The 23036-nt window shown below is 69.1% G+C and carries 24 protein-coding genes; 12 read left to right on the top strand and 12 right to left on the bottom strand.

What is annotated here, in order from left to right:
• Positions 1-4: 4 nt before the first annotated feature.
• From E0H75_RS29535 to E0H75_RS29505, 7 genes are all read right to left on the bottom strand, one after another.
• A complete protein-coding gene (locus E0H75_RS29535; protein WP_131516956.1) occupies positions 5-661 on the bottom strand; it encodes a hypothetical protein in 657 nt (218 codons plus the stop codon).
• A 99-nt stretch (positions 662-760) separates the two neighbouring features.
• The gene (locus E0H75_RS29530; protein WP_131516955.1) at positions 761-1360 is read right to left on the bottom strand and encodes a uridine kinase family protein; all 600 of its coding nucleotides are present in this window, start codon (positions 1358-1360) and stop codon (positions 761-763) included.
• 45 nt (positions 1361-1405) lie between these two features.
• A complete protein-coding gene (locus E0H75_RS29525) occupies positions 1406-2863 on the bottom strand; it encodes an FGGY family carbohydrate kinase (RefSeq protein WP_131516954.1) in 1458 nt (485 codons plus the stop codon).
• Positions 2864-2873: 10 nt separating this feature from the next.
• A complete protein-coding gene (locus E0H75_RS29520) occupies positions 2874-4340 on the bottom strand; it encodes a mannitol dehydrogenase family protein (protein ID WP_131516953.1) in 1467 nt (488 codons plus the stop codon).
• Positions 4337-5182, bottom strand: coding sequence for a carbohydrate ABC transporter permease (locus E0H75_RS29515; RefSeq protein WP_131516952.1), 846 nt, complete (start codon positions 5180-5182; stop codon positions 4337-4339). The genes E0H75_RS29520 and E0H75_RS29515 overlap by 4 nt, the downstream gene beginning before the upstream one ends.
• Positions 5179-6141, bottom strand: a complete 963-nt coding sequence (locus E0H75_RS29510; RefSeq protein WP_131516951.1) for a carbohydrate ABC transporter permease — start codon at positions 6139-6141, stop codon at positions 5179-5181. The genes E0H75_RS29515 and E0H75_RS29510 overlap by 4 nt, the downstream gene beginning before the upstream one ends.
• Positions 6142-6153: 12 nt before the next feature.
• Positions 6154-7494, bottom strand: coding sequence for an ABC transporter substrate-binding protein (locus E0H75_RS29505; RefSeq protein WP_131516950.1), 1341 nt, complete (start codon positions 7492-7494; stop codon positions 6154-6156).
• Between the two features lie 220 nt (positions 7495-7714).
• On the opposite strand from E0H75_RS29505, the gene E0H75_RS29500 reads away from it, so the two are divergent.
• Positions 7715-8659 carry a sugar-binding transcriptional regulator gene (locus E0H75_RS29500; RefSeq protein ID WP_202873229.1) on the top strand — a complete coding sequence of 315 codons (945 nt, stop codon included), beginning with the start codon at positions 7715-7717 and terminating at the stop codon, positions 8657-8659.
• 4 nt (positions 8660-8663) lie between these two features.
• Positions 8664-9452, top strand: coding sequence for a phosphotransferase (locus E0H75_RS29495; protein ID WP_131516949.1), 789 nt, complete (start codon positions 8664-8666; stop codon positions 9450-9452).
• Here E0H75_RS29495 and E0H75_RS29490 read toward each other — a convergent pair.
• Both E0H75_RS29490 and E0H75_RS29485 read right to left on the bottom strand, forming a co-directional pair.
• Complete coding sequence (locus E0H75_RS29490; protein WP_131516948.1) at positions 9441-10712, bottom strand: sensor histidine kinase; 1272 nt, start codon at positions 10710-10712, stop codon at positions 9441-9443. The genes E0H75_RS29495 and E0H75_RS29490 overlap by 12 nt on opposite strands.
• Entirely contained in the window at positions 10709-11401 is a 693-nt protein-coding gene (locus tag E0H75_RS29485) for a response regulator transcription factor (RefSeq protein WP_131516947.1), read from the bottom strand. Before E0H75_RS29485 ends, E0H75_RS29490 begins: the two co-directional genes overlap by 4 nt.
• Positions 11402-11525: 124 nt before the next feature.
• On the opposite strand from E0H75_RS29485, the gene E0H75_RS29480 reads away from it, so the two are divergent.
• The 6 genes from E0H75_RS29480 to E0H75_RS29455 all read left to right on the top strand — a co-directional run bounded on the left by E0H75_RS29480 (position 11526) and on the right by E0H75_RS29455 (position 16128).
• Positions 11526-11780: a hypothetical protein gene (locus E0H75_RS29480; protein WP_131516946.1), complete on the top strand. Its 255-nt coding sequence runs from the start codon at positions 11526-11528 to the stop codon at positions 11778-11780.
• On the top strand, positions 11777-12754 hold the full coding sequence (locus tag E0H75_RS29475) for an AAA family ATPase (RefSeq protein ID WP_131516945.1): 978 nt from the start codon (positions 11777-11779) through the stop codon (positions 12752-12754). The genes E0H75_RS29480 and E0H75_RS29475 overlap by 4 nt, the downstream gene beginning before the upstream one ends.
• Entirely contained in the window at positions 12754-13692 is a 939-nt protein-coding gene (locus tag E0H75_RS29470; RefSeq protein WP_131516944.1) for a DUF58 domain-containing protein, read from the top strand. The genes E0H75_RS29475 and E0H75_RS29470 overlap by 1 nt, the downstream gene beginning before the upstream one ends.
• A complete protein-coding gene (locus tag E0H75_RS29465; RefSeq protein WP_131516943.1) occupies positions 13689-14627 on the top strand; it encodes a VWA domain-containing protein in 939 nt (312 codons plus the stop codon). The genes E0H75_RS29470 and E0H75_RS29465 overlap by 4 nt, the downstream gene beginning before the upstream one ends.
• 198 nt (positions 14628-14825) lie before the next feature.
• On the top strand, positions 14826-15524 hold the full coding sequence (locus E0H75_RS29460) for a S1C family serine protease (RefSeq protein WP_238163342.1): 699 nt from the start codon (positions 14826-14828) through the stop codon (positions 15522-15524).
• A 109-nt stretch (positions 15525-15633) separates the two neighbouring features.
• Positions 15634-16128, top strand: a complete 495-nt coding sequence (locus E0H75_RS29455) for a YkvA family protein (protein WP_131516941.1) — start codon at positions 15634-15636, stop codon at positions 16126-16128.
• A 1-nt stretch (position 16129) separates the two neighbouring features.
• Here E0H75_RS29455 and E0H75_RS29450 read toward each other — a convergent pair whose 3' ends face one another.
• The gene (locus E0H75_RS29450) at positions 16130-16393 is read right to left on the bottom strand and encodes a hypothetical protein (protein ID WP_131516940.1); all 264 of its coding nucleotides are present in this window, start codon (positions 16391-16393) and stop codon (positions 16130-16132) included.
• Complete coding sequence (locus E0H75_RS29445; protein ID WP_131517179.1) at positions 16390-17127, bottom strand: sulfite exporter TauE/SafE family protein; 738 nt, start codon at positions 17125-17127, stop codon at positions 16390-16392. The genes E0H75_RS29450 and E0H75_RS29445 overlap by 4 nt, the downstream gene beginning before the upstream one ends.
• An 88-nt stretch (positions 17128-17215) precedes the next feature.
• On the opposite strand from E0H75_RS29445, the gene E0H75_RS29440 reads away from it, so the two are divergent.
• From E0H75_RS29440 to E0H75_RS29425, 4 genes are all read left to right on the top strand, one after another.
• On the top strand, positions 17216-18097 hold the full coding sequence (locus E0H75_RS29440) for a LysR family transcriptional regulator (RefSeq protein ID WP_131516939.1): 882 nt from the start codon (positions 17216-17218) through the stop codon (positions 18095-18097).
• Positions 18098-18173: 76 nt separating this feature from the next.
• The gene (locus E0H75_RS29435) at positions 18174-18659 is read left to right on the top strand and encodes a hypothetical protein (protein ID WP_131516938.1); all 486 of its coding nucleotides are present in this window, start codon (positions 18174-18176) and stop codon (positions 18657-18659) included.
• Between the two features lie 25 nt (positions 18660-18684).
• A complete protein-coding gene (gene pepN / locus E0H75_RS29430) occupies positions 18685-21126 on the top strand; it encodes an aminopeptidase N (protein WP_131516937.1) in 2442 nt (813 codons plus the stop codon).
• Positions 21127-21199: 73 nt separating this feature from the next.
• Positions 21200-22501 carry a S28 family serine protease gene (locus tag E0H75_RS29425; protein WP_131516936.1) on the top strand — a complete coding sequence of 434 codons (1302 nt, stop codon included), beginning with the start codon at positions 21200-21202 and terminating at the stop codon, positions 22499-22501.
• Here the strand turns inward: E0H75_RS29425 and E0H75_RS29420 are convergent.
• A complete protein-coding gene (locus E0H75_RS29420) occupies positions 22488-23027 on the bottom strand; it encodes an RNA polymerase sigma factor (protein ID WP_131516935.1) in 540 nt (179 codons plus the stop codon). The two genes, E0H75_RS29425 and E0H75_RS29420, sit on opposite strands and share 14 nt — an antisense overlap.
• Between the last annotated feature and the right edge of the window lie 9 nt (positions 23028-23036).

Genomic DNA, 23036 nt, shown 5'->3' with positions numbered 1-23036 from the left:
GCGGTCAGCTCTTGCTGGTGGTGAGCCGGGCTCGTTGTTGCTTGGCGATGGTCTTGAGCAGGGCGGTGTCGGGCTTGGGATCGGTGCCCAGGGCACTGGCTTGGCGGACGCTGAGCTGGACGACCAGAGTGTTCACCACGAAACTCACCACCGCGATCGCCTCGGACTGCCCGGTCCCGCCGTCGTACTGGACCTTGGCGTCGCTGAGCGCGCCCGGGACACCGAACGAGTGGTCGTGGGTGTCCTGGTCCCAGAAGCCCTGCTGCAGTGTCTTCGCCTTGGCCACGGAGGCCGCCTTGAACAGTTGCACGGTGAAGTGCTTCTTCTTGTCCGCGCTGATCCGGGACGCGCGGTAGCCGTCGACGAAGCCGGCGTTGAGCAGCAGCGCACGATCGACGGCGGGTACGGCGGACCAGTTGGCCAGGAACGTGGTCGCGGTGAACGGCCCGGCGGCGCTACGCGGGTCGGCGACGTACCCGCGGGGCAGGACGACCAACCCGGCCAGCGCGCTCTTCGGCGCCTTCTGCACCGCGGCCCCCGCGGACTTCGCAGCCGGGGTCTGCACGGAGCCGACCGTGGATCCGGCGTCGCTCCCGCAGCCGGTCAACCCCAGCAGGAGTGCGGTCACTACAGCGGCAACGCCTGGCGTAGTCCGCGTCACGGTGTTTCTCCGTCCGGCTTCTCGCCCCCGAGAGCTTCAGAAGGTCTCCGGGCCAGATGTCATCAGAGCAAGGTGAACGAAGGGCGAACGCCTTGCGAATCAGAGGGATCGCGACTCGGTGAGCAAGGTCTCTATCCGGCGTCTCGCGGCCTTCGGGTGCAGGGGTTCGCAGCCGGCTTCGATGCAGCGGCGGACCACCTGGGGATCGTCGCGGAGCAGCAGCAGGCCGCGGCGGAGCAGCGTGAACGGCGGCTTGCGGTGTTCGCGCAGATCGCGCTGGAACCGCCGGGCGAAGGTGACGAGCCGGTGGTGCCGGATGCAGATGGCGGCGGCGAGCAGACCGCGATCCCGCAGCCGGCCGGTGATCTGGTCGGCGAAGATGCCTTCGGCAATGATCAGCGGCGATCCCTCGGTGCTGACCGGGCGGTGACCGACCGTGCCGTCCGCGGCGATGTCGTAGATCGGCAGTTCGGCGAAGCCCGTCGTACACAACTGCTCGAGGGCTGTGACCGCGCGGTCGCCGTCCCAGGAGCGTGGGTCGTCCCAGTCCACGATCCCCAGCGGTGAGCGGGGCATCGCCTCGTCGTCGCCGTCGCGGTAGAAGTCGTCGAGCCGTACCACCGGCAGCCCGACCAGCTCGGCCAGCCGCGACTTCCCTGCACCGGAAGGCCCGGCCAGCAACACCACACGCGAACTCACCGCCACATTCTCCGCTACACCCCGGTCAGCCCAGGGTCGGGGGAGCTACCGGTTGTACGGCGTGGACAGCAGCGGGACGGTGTTGATCAGGACCTGGCCGTAGAGGGCACGGACCTGCGCCGCCTCGGCGTCGGACATCACCGACGGCTCGGGCTTGCCGACCGGGACCTGCCAGGTCGGTGGGGCATCGGCACCGGACAGCGCCCAGGCGGCCTGCCGGGCAGCGCCCAGGGCGACGTACTCGGCCGGCTCCGGGAGGATCACCTCGGCGCCGAGGAGCGCGGGTGCGAGTGCTTGGACCGCACGGGACCGGGCGGCTCCGCCGAGCAGAAGCACACGGTGGACCGGGAGGTCCTGAGCGCGGAGGGCGTCGACAGCGTCGGCCAGGCCACACAGCAGGCCTTCGACCGCGGCGCGGGCCATGGTCGCGGGCTGAGCGGTGGCGCGGGTGAGGCCGTAGATCAGACCGGTCGAGTGCGGAAGGTCCGGCGTACGCTCGCCGTCCAGAAACGGCAGCAGGACGAGCCCGTTGCTGCCGGACGACGTCAGAGCGGCCTCGTTGAAGGCGTCCAGGTCCAGGCTGAGGAGTTCGGCGGTCGCGGACAGCACGCGGGCGGCGTTCAGCGTGCAGACAAGCGGTAGGTACTCGCCGGTCGCGTCAGCGAAGCCGGCCACCAGGGCGGTCGGGTCGGCGGTCGGGTGGGCCGAGCGGGCGAACGCCGTACCGCTCGTGCCGAGGGAGACGGCGACGTCTCCCGGCTGGAGGTCGAGGCCGAGCGCGGCTGCCGCGTTGTCGCCCGTGCCGGCGGCCAGTACGGCGCCGGACGCGGTGTGGCCCACGATCTCCGCCGGACCGGCCACCCGAGGGAGCTTCAGCGAGCGGCCGAAGGCGAGCTCGACCAGGTCCGGCCGGTAGCTGTTCGTCGCCGGCGACCACCATCCGGTGCCGGACGCGTCCCCGCGATCGGTGGTGATGCCCTCGATGCCGTGCCGATCGGCCGCCAGCCGATGCGTCATCCAGTCATGCGGCAGGACGACTGCCGCCGCACGGGCGGCGGCCTCGCGCCGTGCCGCGTCGCCGGGAGCAGTCGCGTCGGCGTCCCGCACCCAGCGCAGCTTGGTCACGGTGAACGAAGGGACCGGGACCGAGCCGACGGCTTCGGCCCACGCACCCGGCCCACCGAGCTCCTCGACGAGCTCGACGGTCGCGTCGGCCGAACTGGTGTCGTTCCACAGCACGGCGGGGTGGACGACCTCGCCGGCCTCGTCCAGCAGCACCATGCCGTGCTGCTGGCCGCCGACCGAGATCGCCTCGACCCCGTCGAGCAGTCCGTCCGACGCGATCTCCCAGGCCTTCCACCACTCGGCCGGATCCACCTGGGTCCCGTCCGGGTGCGGTGCCCGGCCTTCCCGCAGTACGGCGCCGGTCGCGGCATCGCACACGACGATCTTGGTCGCCTGAGTGGAACAGTCCACACCCGCAACCAGCCTCGACTCAGTCATGACGTCAAGACTAGAGGCCCTCGAGAGTTGCGCGGGCGCCGATCTCGTGGAGCGACTTCAGGGCCGCGGTGTACTGCGTCACGAACACGTCGTTCGAGGCCAGCTCACCGAACAGGTCCGGGTCCGAGATGAACACCAGCGGGTCCTCGCGGTTGTGCTGCGCCCGCTCGACCAGCTTGTCGCGCAGCCGGTCCACCACCTCGATCGGCTCGCCCTGCTCGTCGACCGCCTCGGCGTACCGCGCCCAGGACGCGACCACCAGCACGGACCGCGTGATGCTGCGCCCGGCCGCCAGTTGCTCGCGGACGACCGGCAGCAGCCACTTCGGGATCCGGTCCGAGCTCTCCGCGCACAACCGGGCCAGGGTGTCGCGGACCTCCGGGTTCGCGAACCGCTCGATCAACTGGTGCTTGTACCGGTCCAGGTCGACCCCGGGCACCGGCGGCAGCGTCGGCGTCCCCTCGTCGTTCATGTAGCGGAGCAGGAAGTCGACGAACAGCTTGTCCTGGCACACCTCGTGCGCGTACCGGTACCCGGCCAGGTAGCCGAGGTAGCACAACGCCTGGTGACTCGCGTTCAGCAGCCGCAACTTCATCAGCTCGTACGGCTCGACGTCCCCGACGATCTGTACGCCGACATCCTCGTACGGCGGCCGGTCGCCACCGAAGTCGTCCTCCAGCACCCACTGCGTGAATGGCTCGCACACCACCGGCCAGCCGTCCTCGATTCCGAACCGCTCGGCCAGCGCCGCCCGGTCGGCATCCGTGGTCACCGGCGTGATCCGGTCGACCATGCAGTTCGGGAACCGCACCTCGGTCTCGAGGAACTCCGCGATCTCCGGATCCTTCAGCCGAGCGAAGGAGGCGAGCATCTTCCGGGCGACGTGACCGTTGCCCGGGATGTTGTCGCACGACATCACCGTGAACGGCGGCACCCCGGCCGCCCGCCGGCGCGCCAGCGCCTCGACGATGAACCCGAACACGCTCCCCGGCGTCGCACCCGGCTCCAGGTCCGCGGCCAGCGCGGGGTCGGAGGTGTCCAGTTCACCGGTCACCTGGTTCACGTTGTAGCCGCCCTCGGTGATCGTCAGCGACACGATCCGCGTCGCCGGATCGACGAGCCGGTCCAGTACGGCGGACGGGTCGTCCGGCGCGAACAGGTAGCCGACGATCGACCCGATCACCCGCGGCTCGAGCGTCCCGTCCGGGTGCTTGATCACCAACGTGTACAGGTGGTCCTGCGCGGACAGGACGTCGTACATCCTCCTGTCCTGGGGGAGGACGCCGACGCCGACGATGCCCCAGTCCAGGGCCTTCCCGTCGTTCATCAGCCGGTCCAGGTACATCGCCTGGTGGGCCCGGTGGAAGCCGCCGACGCCGAAGTGCACGATGCCCGGCTTGATCGCCGTACGGTCGTAGCCCGGTGTGGCGACGTCGTTGCCCAGAACATCCAACGCGCCGGTGGTCAGTGCCGTCACTTGACCGCCCCCAGCGACAGACCCTGGACGAGCTTGTCCTGGGCGGCGAACCCGGCGATCAGCACCGGCAACGACACCACGATGGACGCGGCACAGACTTTGGCGAGGAACAATCCTTGGCTGGTCACGAACCCAGTCAAGAACACCGGAGCCGTCTGCGCCACTGTGCCGGTCAGCACTCGGGCAAAGAGCAACTCGTTCCAGCTGAAGATGAAGCAGATCAGCGCCACCGACGCGATCCCCGGCGTCACCACCGGCGCGACCACCGACCGCAGCGTCCGGCTCAGCGACGCACCGTCGACCGAGGCCGCCTCGAGGATCTCCACCGGCACCTCGGACAGGAAGCTGCGCAGCATCCAGACCGCGATCGGCAGGTTCATCGAGGTGTAGAGGATGATCAGCAGCCAGATATTGTCCAGGAACCCGACCGACTGCGCGAACAGGTAGATCGGCAGCAGGCCGGCCACCACCGGCAGCATCTTGGTGGACAGGAAGAAGAACATCACGTCGGTCCACTTCTTCACCGGCCGGATCGACAGCGCGTACGCCGCCGGGAACGCGAGCAGAATGACCAGCGCGGTGGACAGGATGCTCGCGGTCAGCGAGTTCGCGATCGACGGCCACGGGCCGGTGTCGAAGAACGCCCGGTAGCCGTCCAGCGTGAGCGGCGCGGCGATGTCCGGCGGGTTCTTCGCCGCATCCTCCTCGGAGTGGAACGACGTCAGCAGCATCCACAGCACCGGCAGCACGAACAGGATGCCGACGATCCAGGCCACCCCGCTCAGGACGAATCCGCCGCCCCGGTTCTTCCGGCCAGTCACGATCGTCACTTGCCCACTCATCGTCCGGTCTCCTCTCGGAACAGCGTGGACACCGACCGCAGCGCGAGGGTCGCGATGATGATCGTGCCGATCACCACGATCACGCCTGCGGCCGAGGCCCGGCCGTAGTCGTGCGCGGTGTAGAAGGTCTGGTAGATCGTGTACGGCAGGTTCGCCGTCCCCAGGCCGCCCGAGGTGATGGTGAAGACGGCGTCGAAGTTCTGGACGACGTAGATCGAGCCGAGCAACGCGGACAGTTCCAGGTACTGCCGCAGGTGCGGCAGCGTCATGTAGCGGAAGATCTCCCACTGGTTCGCGCCGTCGATCCCGGCCGCCTCGATCACATCGAGCGGACGGCTCTGCAGGCCGGCCAGCAGGATCAGCATCATGAACGGCGTCCACTGCCAGACCAGCGCGAAGATGATCGACCACAGCGGCTGGTTGCTGATCCAGTCCGGTTGCGGCGCGTTGTCACCGAAGATCCACTTCAGCACGCCGTTGAACAGGCCGTACGTCGGGTTGTAGAGCGCGTGCTTCCACAGCAGCGCGGCGGCCACCGGTACGACCAGGAACGGCGTGATCATCATCGTCCGGACCGCACCCCGGCCGCGGAACTTCCGGTCCAGCAGCAGCGCGATCAGCAGCCCGAGGACCAGGCTGAGCAGGACGACGCCGGCCGTGAGCATGACCGTCACCCAGATCGCGTGCCGGGTGTTCGAGTCGGTCAGCACCCGGCGGAAGTTGTCGATGCCGGCGAACCCGCGCTCGTCGGGGTAGTAGGCGTTCCAGTCCATGAAGGACACGATGATGGTGACCACGAACGGTAGCTGGGTCACGATGATCATGAACACCAGCGCCGGCATCAGCGGTGCACGCCGGGCCCAGTCGCCGGCCCTGCGCATCATCGCGCCCTCGGATCCCGGCGGCGGCGCGTGGCGGCTGGACTGGGTCTTGGTGTCAGGCTTCGCGTCCACAGACATGACAGCCACTCCTCACTTCGCTGCGCGGGAGCGGTACCGCTCCGCGACGTCGTCGGCGAGCTCCTGCCCGCGTTTCAGCGCTTCGTCCACACTCATCCGCCCGGCGATCGCCGAGCTCACGTCCTGGCTGACCTGCGTGCCGAGGTCCGGGAACTCCGGGATGTCGACGAACTGGATCCCGATCGCCGGCCGCGGCTGGGTGCCCGGGTTGCGCGGGTCGGCGGTCTCGATCGCTTCCTTGGTCGGCGTCGCGAACGCCGCGGCCTCCTTCAGGTACGACGGGTTGTCGTACGTCGAGGCCCGCTTGCCGGCCGGGACGCGGGACCAGCCGAGCTTCTCGCCGACCAGCGTCTCGTAGTCCTTGCCGGAGGCCCAGGAGATGAACTTCCAGGCGTTGTCCTTCTTCTTGCTGGCTTCCTGGATGCTCCACGACCACGCGTACAGCCAGCCCGAGCTGTCGGTCTTCACGACCGGCGCCGGCACGTAGCCGATCTTGCCCTTGACCGGCGAGTTCGGCGCCTCCAGTGATCCGGCCGCGGACGTCGCGTCGTACCACATCGCGACGTTGCCCTGGATCAGGTTGTTCAGGCACTCGGTGAAGCCGGCCTGCGGTGCGCCGAGTTCACCGTGCGCGCGGACCAGGTCGACGTAGAACTTGGTCGCCTCGGTGAACTCCGGCGAGTTCACCTGGGCCTGCCAGTCCTGGGTGAACCAGGTGCCGCCGAAGGTGTTCACCACGGTGGTGAGCGGTGCGAAGATCTGGCCCCAGCCCGGCTGGCCGCGCAGGCAGATGCCGCGCATCCCCGGCTGGGCGTTGTCGACCTTGGCCGCGATGTCCGCGACCTGCTGCCAGGTCGGCTTGGCCGGCATCGTGACGCCCTTGGCGGCCAGCACGTCCTTGCGGTACATCAGGAACGACGACTCGCCGTAGAACGGTTCGCCGTACACCTTGCCGTCGTCGGCCGACAGCGACAGTGTCATCGGCTTCAGTACGTCGTCCTGGTCGAACGACGGGTCCTTGGCGATGTAGTCCGACAGCGGCGCGATCCACTTGCTCTTGGCGTAGATCGGGATCTCGAAGTTGCTCAGCGACGCCACGTCGTACTGACCGGCCTGGCTGGAGAACTCCTGGCTGATCTTGTCCCGGACGTCGTTCTCCGGCAGCACGGTGAAGTTCACCTTGATGCCGGTCTCCTTGGTGAAGTTGTCGGCCGTGAGTTGCTGCAGGTCGACCATCTGCGGGTTGTTCACCATCAGCACGTTGATGCTGTCGGTCCCGCCGCCACCGGCGCCGCCGCCCCAGCCGGCGCAGCCGCTGACCGCACTCAGCAGGAGTGCGACCCCGACAGTCATGAGCCTTCGTCCGGGCACGAGCCGCTCCTTCACCCCACACCCCCGCCGAGCGAAGCGAGGCGGTGCTGTGGTTTTTGGTTGTGGGTCTTTGCCTGTCCGCTCATTTGAGCAAGCCTCTGCTCACAGGACGAGTGAACCGGGAACGTGCTTGACCTGTCAAGAGTCTGTGCAACACTAGTGCGCAGTCATGCTCATATGAGCGGGAGGCATCATGGAGCCCATGGCGGGGGGACCGGCACAACTGGTGCTGACCGCGTCGATCGCGCGGCGGTACTACGTCGACGGCCGGTCCAAGGTGGAGATCGCCGACGAGTTCCGGCTGAGCCGCTTCAAGGTGGCGAGGCTGCTCGACCAGGCGCGCAGCAGCGGCCTGGTGCGGATCGAGATCAGCCATCCGGGCGCCATCGACCTCGATCTGTCCGCTCGCCTGCAGGAGTCCCTGGGCCTGCGCCGCGCGATCGTCGTGGACACGCCCGAGGAGGACCCGGCCGCGCTGCGACTCCAGCTCGGCAAGGCCGCCGCGGACCTGCTGTCCGAGATCGTCACCGGGGAGGACGTGCTGGGTCTCGCGTGGGCCCGGGCGGTCACCGCGATGACCGAGCAGCTGACCTCACTCGCACCCGTCCCCGTCGTCCAGCTGACCGGCGCGCTGACCCGTCCGGATGTCGAGGCGAACTCGGTGGAGCTGGTCCGGCATACGGCTCGGTTGTCCGGCGGAGCGGCGTACCTCTTCTATGCACCGCTGGTGGTGCCGGACGCCGCGACCGCGCGGGCGTTGCGGCAGCAGCCGGAGGTCGCGGAGGCGATCAGCCACTTCGACTCGGTCACGAAGGCCGTGGTCGGGCTCGGCTCCTGGGCCGCCGACCAGTCCACGCTGTACGACGCGATGGACGAGAAGGCATGTGATCAGCTGCTCCGGCGCGGTGTGGTCGCCGACATCTCCGGGGTGTTCGTCGACACGGACGGCGTACCGGTGCAGAGCCGAGTGACCGATCGGGTGATCGCGATCAACGCCGAGCAGATGGACGCGATCGACGAGGTGATCGCGATCCCGTACGGCCTGGCCAAGGTCGGCGCGGTGCGCGCCGCGGTCCGCAGCGGGCTCGTGAACGGCCTGGTCACACACACTCCACTTGCGAGAGCCCTGCTGGACGAGACAACCTGACCTGATGGTCGAGGTCGAGACCCCGCTGCTCGGTGGTACCGCCAACCGCGGACTGGTGGTGCGTGTCCGCGATACCGTACGCCGTCCGCTGCGCGGAAACAGTGAGGCGATCCATGCGCTGCTCCGGCACCTGGAGGACGTCGGGTTCGAGGGTGCGCCGACGATCCTCGGGATCGACGGGCAGGGGCGGGAGGTGTTGTCGTACCTGCCCGGTGAGACGGTGACGCCGCCGTACCCGGCCTGGTCGATGACCGATGCCGCGCTGGACAGCGTCGCCGCGTTGCTGCGCGAGTATCACCAGGCGGTCGCCGGCTTCCGGCCCGACGACTTCAGCTGGTCCGAGCCGGTGCCCCCGGCGTACGTCGAGGACATCGTCAGCCACAACGACCCGAACCTGGACAACATCGTGTTCCGGGACGGGATCGCGGTCGCGCTGATCGACTTCGATCTCGCCGGTCCGGGCTCGGTGCTGTGGGACGTCGCCACCGCGATCCGGCTGTGGGGCCCGCTGCGGCCGGCCGCCGACATCCACGACGCCCGCCGCGGCCGGACGTTCGCCCGTTTCCGCCGCTTTGCCGACAGCTACGGTCTGTCCGAAGCCGACCGGCTGCGCCTGGTCGAGGCGGCCGCCGACAATCACGTCTGGTGCATGGACTACGTCCGCCGCGGCGCCGAAGCCGGCCACCCCTGGTTCCATCAACGCTGGACCACCGGCGAAGCAGCCCTCACTCAGCGCACCAACCACTGGTTCACCGCTCACGCGGACGCGCTGCACCACGCTCTACTGGCCTGAGCCCGGTCGGGGACCGAGAGGGTCCTCGTCGGGTGGGGCCGGGGTACGGCGGGTGCTGTTGGTCAGGGATCGTTCGGGCAGCCAGATGATGAATGTGCTGCCGATGCCGAGTTCGGAGTGCAGTGCGACAGTGCCACCGTGGGACTCGGCGATCTGGCGGACGATGGCCAGGCCGAGGCCGGCCCGGCGTTGACCGGTCGAGGGAATGGTCGCCGGCGGCTGCCGCTGGCCGCCGCGGAAGAAGCGGTCGAAGACGCGATCGGCGTCGTCCGCCGCGATCCCCGGACCCTCGTCGCGGACGGCGATCCAGGCCCAGCCGTTGCGGCTGCCCACCGCGAGCACGAGTTCACTGCCACCGCGCGCCAGCCGGACCGCGTTCGAGAGCAGGTTGTCGACCGCGCGCCGCAACGCCGACGCGTCCCCGGCAGCGGTCGGGCCGGGCGACAACCGGCGTACGACGTGAAGCTCGCGGTCGGCCGCGAGCAGTTCGTACTCCTCGGCCGCCTCGCCCGCGATCGCGGCGAGATCGACGTCCGCGTCGACGAACGCGGGCGAGGACCGGCGGGCCGAGGCGAGCAGGTCCTCGACCAGGCGAGTCATCCGCTGGATCGCGCGGCTCACGATCGCGGTCGCCTGGGCCCGGTCCTCCGGTGGCGTGTCGTCGTGCGCGAGGACCGCATCCACGTTCGCCTGGATCACTGCGAGCGGATTGCGCAGCTCATGCGACGCGTCGTCGACCAGTTGCCGTTGCGCCACGAACGCCGACTCCAGCCGGCCGAGCATGTCGTCGACGGTGTCGGACAGGTTCCGCAGCTCGTCGTGTGGTCCGCCCAGCGCGATCCGGCGGGACAGGTCGGTCGCCGAGATTTCCTGTGCGGTCGTGGTGATCCGCCGTACCGGCCGTAGCGCCCGGCCGGACAGCCACCAGCCGGTGCCGAGGCTGACCAGGAACAGCACGCCCATGCCCGCGGCCGAGTAGTTCCGCAACGTCTGCAGGGTCTGGTAGTTCACGGCCGACTCGACGCTGGAGATCTCGGCGGCCTGGATCACCTGGCCCTGCTTGAGTTTGAGGTTGCCTTCGGCATCTTTGTAGACCTTGTTGACCTGGATCTGGTCCAGCGGCTTCGGATCCAGGATCCGCGACAGCGTCAGGTAGACGCCGCCGAGCAACAGTGCGGAGAGCGCGATCAGTACGGCGGAGTACGTCAGCGTCAGCCGGAAGCGGATCGTCTGGGTCCAGGCCGGGCGGGGGATCTTCATGCGTCACCTCGCAGCCGGTAGCCCCGGCCGATCACCGTTTCCAGTACGGGTTCCTCGCCGTCCTGGGTGAGCTTGCGGCGCAGCGTTCCGACCGTCACCCGGACGCTCTGCGTGAACGGGTCCGCGTTCTCGTCCCAGACGTGCTCGAGCAGTTCTTCGGCCGAGACCACGTGCCCGGGTCGCGACATCAGATACCGCAGTACGCCGAACTCCTTCAACGTCAGTGGGAGTTCGCGGCCGGAGCGGGTGGCGAGATGGCGGGAGGAGTCCAGCACCAGATCGCCGACGTGCAGCTGGGTGCTGCCGTTGGTGACGTCGCGGCGCAGCAGCGCGCGGATCCGCGCGAGCAGCTCGACCAGGGCGAACGGCTTGGTCAGGTAGTCGTCCGCGCCTTCGTCGAGCCCGCGGACCCGGTCCGCCAGCGAGGCGCGCGCGGTCAGCATGAGCACCCGCAGTTCCCGGCCGGACGCCACCTCGATGTCACCCCGGCGTACGGCGTGGCACAGGTCGAGACCGCTGGTGTCCGGCAGCGTGATGTCCAGGATCGCCAGGTCGTACGCCGTGGTCGCGAGCTTCTCTGTCGCTTCGGCACCGGTCAGTGCCGTGTCGACGGCATAGCCGGCCCGGCCGAGTCCGGAGCGCAGCGCGCTGACCAGGCCTTCCTCGTCCTCCACCACCAGTAGTCGCACGCAACCAAGGTATCCGGATCACCCGTATCGTCCGCCCTGCTCTTTCGGCGGACTTTCGCTCGCCTTTCCTGCCGTTTTCGCACTCCTTTGATGGTCTGGACGCCAATCGAGCGAAGGAGTTTCCATGAACATCCCTGGCAAACGGCTCATCCTCGGTACGGCGGTCGCCGTGGCGGCACTCGGTGTCGGCGGGATCGCGTACGCGGCCGGCAACGACCCTGCACCTGAACAGGGGTATGTGACCGTCGAGGACGGCGCCACCACCCCGTCGCCGCAGCAGAACGGGACGCGGGAGGACTGCCCGGAGAAGAACGGCGGCGGTCAGGGGCAGGAGCAGCAGCCCTCGGAGTCTGGGCAGAACCCGGCTGGGAACGCATGACGACGGCTGTTCTCGAGCACGCACTGTTCGAAGTGAAGAAGGTGGTCGTCGGGCAGGACCACCTGGTCGAGCGGATGCTGGTCGGGTTGCTCGCCCGCGGGCACTGCCTGCTGGAAGGTGTCCCGGGCGTCGCGAAGACGCTGGCGGTGCGGACGCTGGCGGAGGTGATCGGCGGCCGGTTCGCCCGGCTGCAGTTCACCCCGGATCTGGTGCCCGGCGACATCATGGGCACGCGGATCTGGCGGCCGTCGACCGAGGGCTTCGACACCGAGCTCGGCCCGGTGTTCGCCAACCTCGTGCTCGCCGACGAGATCAACCGTGCGCCGGCCAAGGTGCAGTCTGCCTTGCTGGAGGCGATGGCCGAGCAGCAGGTCAGCATCGGCGGCACCAGCTACCGGCTGCCCGAACCATTCCTGGTCCTCGCCACCCAGAACCCGATCGAGTCCGACGGCGTCTACGCACTGCCCGAGGCCCAGCGAGACCGGTTCCTGCTGAAGATCACGGTGGACTACCCGAGCCCGCTCGAGGAACTCACCATCCTGCAGCGGATGAGTGCGCACCGGCCGCACGCCACCGCGGTGCTCAGCCCGGAGCAGGTCGCACAGTTGCAGGAGGCAACTCAAGACGTGTTCGTCCACAACGCCGTGGCGGAGTACGTCGTACGCCTGGTGCATGCGACGCGGGCGCCTGCGCAGTACGGGATCCACGACCTGGGCGGCGTACTGGAGTTCGGGGCGAGCCCGCGGGCCACGCTCGGTCTGGTCGCGGCCGGTCGGGCGCTGGCGTTGCTGCGTGGGCGGGACTACGTCCTGCCGGCCGATGTGTACGACGTCGCGCTTGACGTGATGGCGCATCGGCTGGTGCTCACCTTCGACGCCCTTGCCGACGGGGTGGACCCGCGGGCGGTCGTGTCGCGCATCCTGCACACCATCGAGCAGCCGCACGTGGTGCCGGCCGATGACGCGGCGGCCTGATGTCCGGCCTTGATCTGCTCGCCGGGCGGGAGCGGGCGCTGCGGGCGCTGGAGCTGACGGTGAAGCGGAAGCTGGAAGGGTTCCTGCACGGCGACATCACCGGTCTGCGCAGCGGTCCCGGCAGCGAACCCAACGAGGCCAGGCCGTACCAAGCCGGTCAGGACGACGTACGCCGGATGGACTGGAACGTCACCGCGCGATCGCTGGAACCACACGTCCGGGCGCCGCTGGCCGAACGTGAGCTGGAGACCTGGGCACTGCTGGACGCGTCGGCCAGCATGGACTTCGGTACGGCGCTCAGCGAGAAGCGGGACCTCGCGATCGCCATCGTCGGGGCGGTCGGGCTGCTGGCCGACCGCCCCGGCAACCGGCTCGGCGTTCGTGTTGCGATCGGCAACGACATAGGCCGGCTCCCTGCGGCGGCCGGTTCGGTTCAGCTTCGCCGGTCGTTGCGATCGCTGCTGTCGTTGCCTAGAGCAACGCCTGGGGAGTTCCCACGGACCGATCTCGGTCGCGCGATCACCCGGCTGAACCGCGAGCATCCTCGACCTGGGCTGCGGGTGGTCGTGTCCGACTTCCACGACGACGGCTGGGCGGATCCGCTGCGGCGGCTGTCGGCTCGGCACGAGGTGATCGCCGTCGAGGTACTGGATCCGCGCGAGCTCGAACTGCCCGAGGTCGGACTGCTCACCCTGGTCGATCCGGAGACCGGCCGGCGGCGCGAAGTCCAGACCGGCAACCGCAAACTGCGCCGGCGCTACGCCGATGCGATGACCGCCCACCGCACTCAGACCACCCAGGCGATTCGGGCGGCCGGCGCCGCACACCTCGTACTGCGGACCGACACCGACTGGGTCCGTGACGTCGCCGCCTTCGCCACCGCCCGTCGCCGGTCGAGTATCCGGCGGCATCCGACCGGGAGGACCGGTATCCGATGAGATTCGAGCAACCGCTGTGGCTCTGGCTGCTGGTGCTGGTGGCGGCCCTGATCGCCGCCTACCTGATCGCCCAGCGCCGCCGCAGCAAGTACGCCGTCCGGTTCGCCACGCTGCCGATGCTGGAGAAGGTCGCGCCCGTGCGGCCCGGTTGGCGCCGGCATGCACCGGCAGTGGCATTCCTGGCTGCGTTGACTGTGCTGACGATCGCGATCGCGCGTCCGGTGGCCGACGTACGGGTGCCGCGGGAGCGGGCCACGGTGCTGGTCGCGATGGACGTGTCCAACTCGATGGCGGCCACTGATGTCGCGCCTAACCGGTTCGAGGTGGCTCAGCAGGCGGCGGTGCAGTTTGTGCAGGACCTGCCGGAGAAGTTCAACGTCGGGCTGGTGTCGTTTGCTCGGACCGCGACTGTGGTGGCGACGCCGAGTACGAACCACAAGGCGACCGTTGATGCGATCAACGGTCTGGAGTTGAGCGACAGTACGGCGATCGGGGAGGCAGTGCGGACCAGCCTGCAGGCGGTACGAACGATCGACCCGGATGACCCGCCGCCGAGCCGGATCGTGCTGCTGTCCGATGGCGGGAACACCGCTGGGCGGCCGATCGAAGAGGCGGCTGATGCTGCGGCGCAGGCCGGCGTACCGGTGTCGACGATCGCGTACGGCACGCCTGAGGGCACTGTGAACCTTGAAGGGCGCGACATCCCGGTCCCTGCTGACACGGAGTCGTTGCAGGGGCTCGCTGATGCGACGAGCGGGTCGTTCTACGCCGCCGAGAGCGATGAGCAGTTGCGCGACGTGTACTCCGACCTCCAGTCGTCGATCGGCTGGACCACCGAACCCCGCGAGATCACCAACCTGGTGGCGGGAATCGCCCTGGCCGCGGCCCTCCTGGCCGCCCTGGCATCCCTCCTCTGGTTCTCCCGCCTCCCCTGAGGAGCCACCATGCCCCCACACCTAGGCCACCCCTTCCGAGGCCCCCACTACTACCTCGGCCCCCCACCCGCCACGCCGCCCATCTTCCCCGTCACCTCGGCCTCCGCCCAGGCGGCGGCACCTCCGGCCGGGGTGACGGCCCATCCTTCTACTCCTAGGTCCGGACGCCGCGCCGGGATCGTGGTTGCGACCGTTGCGATGTCGATCGTGGCGGGCGGGCTGGCCGGGGCGGTGACCGGCACTCGGGACCCGGCGGCTGTCGACCTGCCGCAGGCGGCGGCTCCACCTGCAGCTGCGCAGGGGTCGATCTCGGCCGCGGCGGCGAGTGTGTTGCCTGGGGTGGTGTCGGTCCGTGCCGGGCGGGCGACCGGGTCCGGGTTCGCGATCGACCAGCAGGGGCACGTGGTCACCAATGCGCATGTGGTGGAAGGAGCGAGCGATGTATCCCTGGTCCTGTCGAACGGCCGCCGGGTCGACGCCGACGTCATCGGTTCCGACGCGGACAACGACCTCGCCGTACTCCAGGTCTCGACCGCCGATGCCGAGGGACTGCGCGCGCTCACGCTCGGCCGGTCTGCACAACTGCGGGTCGGCGACCCGGTGCTCGCCGTCGGTTCACCGCTCGGCCTGGAAGGAACGGTGACCGCGGGCATCGTCAGCGCGGTCGACCGGCAGGCCCGCTTCGGCGACAACGGCAACCGCCAGTCGGCGATCCAGACCGACGCCGCCATCAACCCCGGCAACTCCGGTGGCCCGCTCGTCAACGCCGCCGGCCAGGTCGTCGGCGTCAACACCGCCATAGCCACTCTCGGCGCCGGCCGCTCCGGCAACATCGGCATCGGCTTCGCCATCCCCGTAGACCGCATGACCACAATCGTCGAAGACCTGGTGGACTGAACCGCCAGCCCATCACAAGGGCGCCGGCCGGCAGCCGCCAAGCGTGAAGCCGCGGCGGCGCCACGGTTGTGATGGCCTGGCGGTCCCCCTCGTCGTCTAGCCTGGGTAGATGGTGTATTTCGGCGGGCTCCTCGGGCTGATCGGGCTGGCCACGGTGGTTTTTCGGGATGGCGACGTGGTTGGGGTGTCCGCGGTCGGGGTTGGGGTCGGCCTGGTGCTTATCGGCGCGGTGGTGGCCGCGCTGGGAGTGGTACGGCGCCGGGCGCTGAAGAGGCGGCGGGCGGCTCGGGGGGAGCCGGAGCCGGTGGGGAATGTGTTCGAGCGGGCGGCTGCGTTGCCGCGGTTGTTGCGGGCGGCGCGGTCAGGGGCGTACGCCGACTTGCCCAAGAGCCGGATGGCCTTGTGGGTGCTGGCGTTGGTGTATCTGATCTCGCCGATCGACATCCTTCCCGAGTTGCTGCCGATCATTGGTGTGGCCGACGATGCGGGAGTCGCGGTGTGGCTGCTCACGAGCGTGTCGACGGCGACGGGTCTCTACCTCGGCCGCGAGCGCGACCAGCAAAGGCGGGCAGACCAGCTCGGGCGCGAACCGGGCACGAGGTAGCTCAGCCCGAGGAGCGCAGCCAGTCCGCCACGTCCGCGGCGGCCTCCTCCGGATGCTCGTACGCGAACAGCTGGAGTGCGTCGGCCGGAGGGTACGACGCCGGCTCAGCCAACCGGGACGCGGCCGCCAAGAGTCGTTGAGCTGCCGCCACCACGAGTTCAGCCTGAGCGCGAGCCTCTGCCGGGCTTGTCAGAGTGACCGCCGAGCGGGCGAGATCGGCCACTTCGCACGCCTGGCAGGCCATCGCGAGCTGCGCCCGGTTCATCGGGCCGCTCGCACGAAGAACAACGCGGTCATCGCCACCGCGGTCGTGAGAACGAGGGCCTTGAGCAACGATGCGGGCAGTCGCCGGACCAGGTGCGCGCCGCCGTACCCACCGGTGATGGCACCGATCAGCAGGGCCACCAGACGCAGCGGCTGGTCGAGGACGTCGGCGGCGAAGAGGAAGATGACGGTCGCGGTGAGGTAGACGGCCGCGACCTGGATGACGCGCAGGGGGTTTCCGCGAGCCGGGTCGAGCGTCGTCGTGGCGGTCCAGAACGCCAGCATCATCAGCCCGACCGCGCCACCGAAGTACCCGCCGTAGATCGACAGCAGGAACTGGCCCGCCAGGATCGCGGCCGGTCCCGGCGCGCCTAGACGAAGCGCCCGGGTGAGGCGTCGGCCGAACGCAAGCACCACGGTCGCGAAGGCCAGCAGCCACGGCACCGCCGCATCGAACGACTCCGACGGCAGCAGTAGCAACAACCCGGCGCCAACAGCCCCGCCGAGCACGCTGGCCAGCGTCAGCCCGAGCGTGGACGGCCGCGCGAAGGCCTCCAGGTCCCGCCGGTAGACCCAGGCGCTGCTCGCGCTCCCGGGCAGCAACGCGACGGTCGTCGTCGCGTTCGCGGTGACCGGCGGCATGCCGGTGGCGACCAGTGCGGAGAGTGCCACGAAGCTCCCACCACCGCCGAGGGCGTTCAACGCGCCGGCGGCGACACCGGCCAGGAGAATCATCAGCACCCTTCGAGGATCACGGCTCGGCGGGCACTCCACAATGCGTGATCCCCGTAGTCAGCCTCAGGCTGAGACGTAGGCTGGTGTCATGCGGTACGACTTGGACGACCTCCGACTGTTCACGCACGTCGCAGCGGAAGGCTCGATCACGGGTGGAGCCCGACTGATGCACCTGAGTCTGCCTTCGGCCAGCGCACGGGTCAGAGCCCTCGAATCGCAGGCCGGCGTACCGCTGCTCATCCGCGAGCGCCGCGGTGTCCGGCTCACCCCGGCGGGCGCGACACTCGCCCGGCACGCCCGCGAGGTCCTGGCCGAGACCACCCGCCTGGACAACGCGGTCGCGTCGTACGCCGTCTCCGGATCGGCCCCGATCCGCCTGGTCGCCGGCGGTTCCGCGATGCATCAACTCGTCCCCGCCGCGCTCGCCACCTTCCTGCGCGACCATCCCGAGTACGACGTCAACGTCAGCGAACGCCGTACGACCCGCAGCGTGCGCTTGCTGGCCGCCGGTGAGGCCGATCTCGGCGTGATCCTGGACGACGAACCCACCCCGCTCCGCACCGAGCCACTCGCGGACGACTCTCTGGTGGTGATCGGCCAGGCCGGCGGCGTCCTCTCCGGCCGTGCCTCGATCGCGTACGCCGAAGTCGCCGAGCACCCGCTGGTCGGTCTGGACCGGCGTTCGCCGCTGACTCAGTGGATGGATGACCGACTCGGTCCGCACGCGCCGGCGCCGCGCTTCCGCACTCTCGTCCCGACCCTGCACACCCTGATCACGCTCGCCACCGCCGGCGCCGGGCTCGCGATCGTTCCTCGCCGGGCCGTCGACACGAACCCAGCCGTCGAGATCTGTCCGCTGCAGGACTCCTGGTCAACCCGCCAGCACCTGCTCTGCTACGCCGCGGACGCACCCGGCTCCGCCCACCTCCTGGCCACCCACCTGCACGCGGCCGCTAGCGTGCAGGCATGAACGAACGCAGTGAGTTCATCATCAAGCACAGCGCCTGTTGTGTCTCATCCGCGCCCGGAGCGAAGCGAGGACGTGGATGAGCACGGACGAGGTTGGTATCCCTCTGCAGGCGTTCAGCGCGCTGCTGCACAGCGACAACATCGCCACAGTCTGCAGAGCCCTGAACATGTACCAGGTGGCCGCCTCCTACACGCGGTTGAGCGGTGGGAATCCGCTCGAGCCGCTCGCCCAAGACGTCCGTCAGGTCGCGCGCAACGTCCTGTCCGCGCCGCCCATGGAAGCCGATGAGGAACTGCGTGCAGCCTTCGACCACCTGAGTGCGCTCAACGTCCTGACCAGCTTGGCCGAGGCCGACGACGCCGACCTGATCGCGACGATCCTCGAAGACACCACGGACGCCGACGTCCGCGCGACCGCGCTCCTCGCCGCGGCCGCCGTACCAGCTGATGCGAAGGCCGAGCGGCTGCTTCGTGTCCTCCAGACGATGGCCGGCGACCAGGCGCTCGACGAGCGGGATCGGGGCCGGGCCAAGCTCGTGCGGGAGAAACTGACGGGTCCGTAGAACGGCTCTCGGATAGCGTGCACACATGCGCGCTTTGACAGTGGAAGAGGCCCGCCAACGGGCGACAGACCTTGCCGTGCGGTCGTATCGGGTCGAGTTCGACCTGACCGGACCCGGCGACACCTTCGTGACGACCAGCCGGATCCAGTTCGCGGCTGGGATCGGCACGAGCTGGGTCGACGTGAAGCCCGAGCGATTGCTCGCGGTGGAGCTGAACGGCACGGCACTGGACGTCGGCCTGCTGGCCGAGGGGCGCTTGCCGCTGACGGATCTGCAGGACGAGAACGAGCTCGTGGTGACGGCCGAGCTGAAGTACTCCGCGGACGGCGAGGGCCTGCAGCGCAGCGTCGACGCCGCCGACGGCAAGGTCTACACCTACGGCATGTCGTCGCTCGAGTCGGCGCCACGGTACTTCCCGTGCTTCGACCAGCCGGATCTCAAGGCGCCGTACACGATCACTGTGAAATGTCCCGAGGACTGGGTTGTCCTGGGCAACGGTGCGGCGACGCAGGTCGGTCCGGGAGAGTGGCGGCTGGCCGAGACGAAGCCGCTGTCGACGTACTTCGTCACGATCCTCGCCGGGCCGTACCACCTGATCCGCAGCGAGCACGACGGGATCCCGCTCGGGCTGGCCTGCCGGCAGTCGCTGAAGGAGCACCTGGACCGGGAGGCCGAGGACCTGTTCCGGACCACCGGCGAGGCGTTCGACGAGTACCACCGGATGTTCCGGCAGCGGTACCCGTTCGGTGAGTACTGGCAGGCGTTCGTGCCGGACTTCAACCTCGGCGCGATGGAGAACCCGGGCTGCGTGACGTTCGCCGACCACCTGGTCTTCCGCGGCCCGGTGACTGAGGCGGAACGCAGCACCCGGGCCCGGATCGTCGACCACGAGATGGCGCACATGTGGTTCGGCGACCTGGTCACCATGCAGTGGTGGAACGACATGTGGCTGAACGAGTCGTTCGCGGAGTACATGGCGCACCGGGTTGCGGAGGACGCGACCAGCCACGGCGGCAACTGGACCGACTTCGCCTTCGTCCGCAAGTGGTGGGGCCTGCGCACGGACCAGAGCAGCTCGACCCACCCGGTCGCGCCGGACAGCCTGAAGGACGCCCGGGAGTCGCTCGACGACTTCGACGGGATCTCGTACGCCAAGGGCGCCGCGGTGCTCAAACAACTGGCGAAGTACCTCGGCGACGACGTGTTCCTGAAGGGTGTCAACGCGCACCTTGACGCGCATGAGTACGGCAACGCCGACCTGGCCGAGTTCATCGCGAAGCTGACCGAGGCCGGCGCACAGGACCTGGCCAACTGGTCGGACCAGTGGCTGCGGACGTCCGGCCTGGACACCATCTCGATCGAGCGCACCACCGACGGCGTCGTCCTGCACCGCAAGAGCCCGGACGGTTCGCGCCGCCCGCACAAGCTGAGTGTCGGTGGGTACGACGCCAGTGGCGCGGCCACGATCGTGGACGTGATGCTCGACCAGGACAGCATGGAAGTTGCACTGAGCAACGAGTACGCCGTGATCGTGCCGGACGCGAACGACGACACCTGGGCGAAGATCCGCCTCGATGCGAGGAGTCTGGCCAACCTGCCGGCGGTCCTGCCGAAGATCGCCGACGGTACCACTCGCGCGGTGATCTGGAACTCGATCCGCGACGCCACCGCCGACGCCGAGCTCGATCCCCGGCAGGCACTCGACCTGTTCGTCACCGCGATCAAGGACGAGGACAGCGACATCGCCGTCGGCTCGCTGGTGCGCTGGCTGGCCGAGCACGTGCTCGGCGTCTACCTCCCGTACGACGATTGGCGCGGTCCCGTCGCGGATGCCCTGGGCGCGAAGCTCGGAACAGTCGAGCCAGGCAGCAGCCTGCAGCTCGCGACTGTGCGCGGCTTCGTCGCGACCACCGACGACGCCGAGCTGCTGAAGTCCTGGCTGGACGGCGTCGCGACTCCGGCCGGCCTGGAGCTCGACCAGGATCTCCGCTGGGACCTGGTGCTGCGGCTCGTCCAGCTGGACGGGTTCGGCGCCGCGGAGATCGACGCCGAGCTGGCGCGTGACACGTCGACCGAGGGCGTCAACCAGGCCGCCCGCTGCCGGGCCGCGCTGCCCGCCGGCAAGGAGTCGGCCTGGACGCGGATCATGACGGACCCGGCGATCGGCGTGAAGGAACTGCTCGCCCTGGCCGACGGTTTCTGGCATCCGGGTCAGGCCGAGGTCACGGCGCCGTACGTCCAGCGCTATTTCACCGACATCGCAGGCACGGATGCCATCCGGGCCGGGATGGTGATCGGACTGACCGCGCGCCGGATCGCGCCGCGGTTCGCGATCGACGAGAGCCTGGTCGAGCCGGCCGAGCGGTTGATCGCCGACGACAACGTGGTGTCTTCGGTGCGGCGGCAGACGGCCAACTTCCTGGACGACCTGCGCCGAGCGCTCGCGGTCCGGCGTACCTTCGGCTGACCCTTTCGGCCGCGCGGGATCCCGGCGTACTCTGACTACGCAGAGTGTTGGCCCGAGCCCGAGGAGTCACCGAATGCGCCTCGTCAGGTTTCTCCTCGTGCTCGCCACCCTCGCCGGTCTCGGCACGCCCGCGACCGCCGCGGATCCGGTCGCGGCGGTGCGGGCGCGCCTGGAGGCGATCGCCGGGATGCGGATCGAGAGCGGGCAACTGATCAACGGCACACCGTTCTTCGTGCTGTGGTTCCGCCAGCCGGTGGACCAGCATCATCCCGAGGGGGAGCAGTTCGAGCAGCGGATCACCTTGTGGCACAAGGGATTCGACCGGCCCACCGTCCTGCACACGACCGGGTACGCCGGGATCGCCGGGGTGTTCACGGCTGAGCCGACCCGCCTCGTCGACGGCAACCAGTTGGACGTCGAGGAGCGGTACTTCGGCCAATCGACCCCTGCGACCAAGGACTGGACCAAGCTCGACATCTGGCAGGCGGCGACCGATCACCACCGGATCGTGCAGGCCTTCAAAGCCTTGTACGGCGGCAAGTGGGTGTCGACCGGCGCGAGCAAGGGTGGGATGACCTCGGTCTACCACCGTCGTTTCTACCCGGCGGACGTGGACGCGACCGTCGCCTATGTGGCGCCGCAGGACACGGTCAACGATCAGGACTCGTACGTCGACTTCATCCAGCACGCAGGCACCGATGCGCAGTGCAACGAAGCCCTGCGGACCGTTCAACGCAACGCGTTGTACCGCCGGGCGACGTTGCTGCCGCTGCTCGTCAAGCTGGGCTTGAAGTACGACCAGACCTTCGGCTCGGCGGATCGCGCCTTCGAGGCCGCGGTGCTCGACACACCGTTCAAGTTCTGGCAGTACCGCACCCAGGGAAACTGCCTGCTGGTTCCGGGCCGCACGGCCACCGACCGGCAACTGTTCGACTTCATCGGCCAGATCGCCGACTGGTCGTCCTACTCGGACGCCGGCACAGCGCCGTACCTCGCGTACTACTACCAGGCGACCGCCCAGCTCAACTGGCCCGACGTCGCTACGGGTACGACGTGGCTCAAAGGTTTGCTGCACTATCGGGAGGCCGGTGCTGCCCCGGCTTCGGTCCCGGACGGCATCGAGCCCAGACACGACGCTGCCGCCATGGCCGACATCGACCGTTGGGTGAAGACCTCAGCCACCCGGATGCTCTTCATTTACGGGGAGAACGACCCATGGAGCGCCGAGAAGTTCGAGCCCGGTCCGGGCACGCGCGACTCGCACTGGTTCACGGTCCTGGCGGGCAACCACAACGCGACGATCGCAGGACTGCCCTCAGCAGTGCGGACCGAGGCGACGAAGATCCTGCAGGGCTGGCTGGTCAGCGGACGGTGAGGTGCTCCGCGACGGCCTTACGTGCTTGGTGGATCCGGGCCTTGACAGTGCCCAGCGGTACGTCGAGTTCGTCGGCGATCTCGGCGTACGTCAAAGAGCCCAGGTCGCGCAGTACCAGCGGCTGGACGAGTTGCGGGTGGCTGGACTCGAGGGACTCGAGGGCTTCCAGCAGATCCAGCCGGGAGCCGGCGATCACCGAGGTGGTGCGCGGATCGGCCGACTCGGGCATGACCTCGGCGGACTGCTCGACCGAGCGCCGCTTGAGCGACCGGTAGGTCTGCCGGGCCTGGTTGGTGGCCACGACGGTGACCCAGCCGGCGAAGCTGCCGGTGCCCTTGAAGGTGTGGATCTTGTTGGCCACCTGGAGCAAGGTGTCCTGGGCCGCCTCCTCGGCGTCCTCGTGGTACGGCAGGAACTTGGCCACCCGCCGCTCCACCTGCGGGCGGATCGCCACCAGGATGGTCGGGAGCACGCTCTGGTCCCCGGCCGCGGCGCGCGCAGCGAGTTGTTCCAGATCCTCGTTCATGCTCCCCCA

This window comes from Kribbella capetownensis, assembly GCF_004331485.1.
Classification (GTDB): domain Bacteria; phylum Actinomycetota; class Actinomycetes; order Propionibacteriales; family Kribbellaceae; genus Kribbella; species Kribbella capetownensis.
Note: the sequence above shows the minus strand (reverse complement) of the source record. Positions and strands in the feature narration are given on the sequence as shown.

Coding starts and splice junctions, on each gene's coding strand:
- E0H75_RS29480 (WP_131516946.1), top strand. CDS start 11,526: ATGAACATCCCTGGCAAACGGCTCATCCTCGGTACGGCGGTCGCCGTG.
- E0H75_RS29515 (WP_131516952.1), bottom strand. CDS start 5,182: ATGAGTGGGCAAGTGACGATCGTGACTGGCCGGAAGAACCGGGGCGGC.
- E0H75_RS29440 (WP_131516939.1), top strand. CDS start 17,216: ATGCGGTACGACTTGGACGACCTCCGACTGTTCACGCACGTCGCAGCG.
- pepN (WP_131516937.1), top strand. CDS start 18,685: ATGCGCGCTTTGACAGTGGAAGAGGCCCGCCAACGGGCGACAGACCTT.
- E0H75_RS29425 (WP_131516936.1), top strand. CDS start 21,200: ATGCGCCTCGTCAGGTTTCTCCTCGTGCTCGCCACCCTCGCCGGTCTC.
- E0H75_RS29500 (WP_202873229.1), top strand. CDS start 7,715: ATGGCGGGGGGACCGGCACAACTGGTGCTGACCGCGTCGATCGCGCGG.
- E0H75_RS29505 (WP_131516950.1), bottom strand. CDS start 7,494: ATGACTGTCGGGGTCGCACTCCTGCTGAGTGCGGTCAGCGGCTGCGCC.
- E0H75_RS29445 (WP_131517179.1), bottom strand. CDS start 17,127: ATGATTCTCCTGGCCGGTGTCGCCGCCGGCGCGTTGAACGCCCTCGGC.
- E0H75_RS29510 (WP_131516951.1), bottom strand. CDS start 6,141: ATGTCTGTGGACGCGAAGCCTGACACCAAGACCCAGTCCAGCCGCCAC.
- E0H75_RS29470 (WP_131516944.1), top strand. CDS start 12,754: ATGTCCGGCCTTGATCTGCTCGCCGGGCGGGAGCGGGCGCTGCGGGCG.
- E0H75_RS29420 (WP_131516935.1), bottom strand. CDS start 23,027: ATGAACGAGGATCTGGAACAACTCGCTGCGCGCGCCGCGGCCGGGGAC.
- E0H75_RS29525 (WP_131516954.1), bottom strand. CDS start 2,863: ATGACTGAGTCGAGGCTGGTTGCGGGTGTGGACTGTTCCACTCAGGCG.
- E0H75_RS29465 (WP_131516943.1), top strand. CDS start 13,689: ATGAGATTCGAGCAACCGCTGTGGCTCTGGCTGCTGGTGCTGGTGGCG.
- E0H75_RS29490 (WP_131516948.1), bottom strand. CDS start 10,712: ATGAAGATCCCCCGCCCGGCCTGGACCCAGACGATCCGCTTCCGGCTG.
- E0H75_RS29475 (WP_131516945.1), top strand. CDS start 11,777: ATGACGACGGCTGTTCTCGAGCACGCACTGTTCGAAGTGAAGAAGGTG.
- E0H75_RS29435 (WP_131516938.1), top strand. CDS start 18,174: ATGAGCACGGACGAGGTTGGTATCCCTCTGCAGGCGTTCAGCGCGCTG.
- E0H75_RS29495 (WP_131516949.1), top strand. CDS start 8,664: ATGGTCGAGGTCGAGACCCCGCTGCTCGGTGGTACCGCCAACCGCGGA.
- E0H75_RS29455 (WP_131516941.1), top strand. CDS start 15,634: ATGGTGTATTTCGGCGGGCTCCTCGGGCTGATCGGGCTGGCCACGGTG.
- E0H75_RS29450 (WP_131516940.1), bottom strand. CDS start 16,393: ATGAACCGGGCGCAGCTCGCGATGGCCTGCCAGGCGTGCGAAGTGGCC.
- E0H75_RS29460 (WP_238163342.1), top strand. CDS start 14,826: ATGTCGATCGTGGCGGGCGGGCTGGCCGGGGCGGTGACCGGCACTCGG.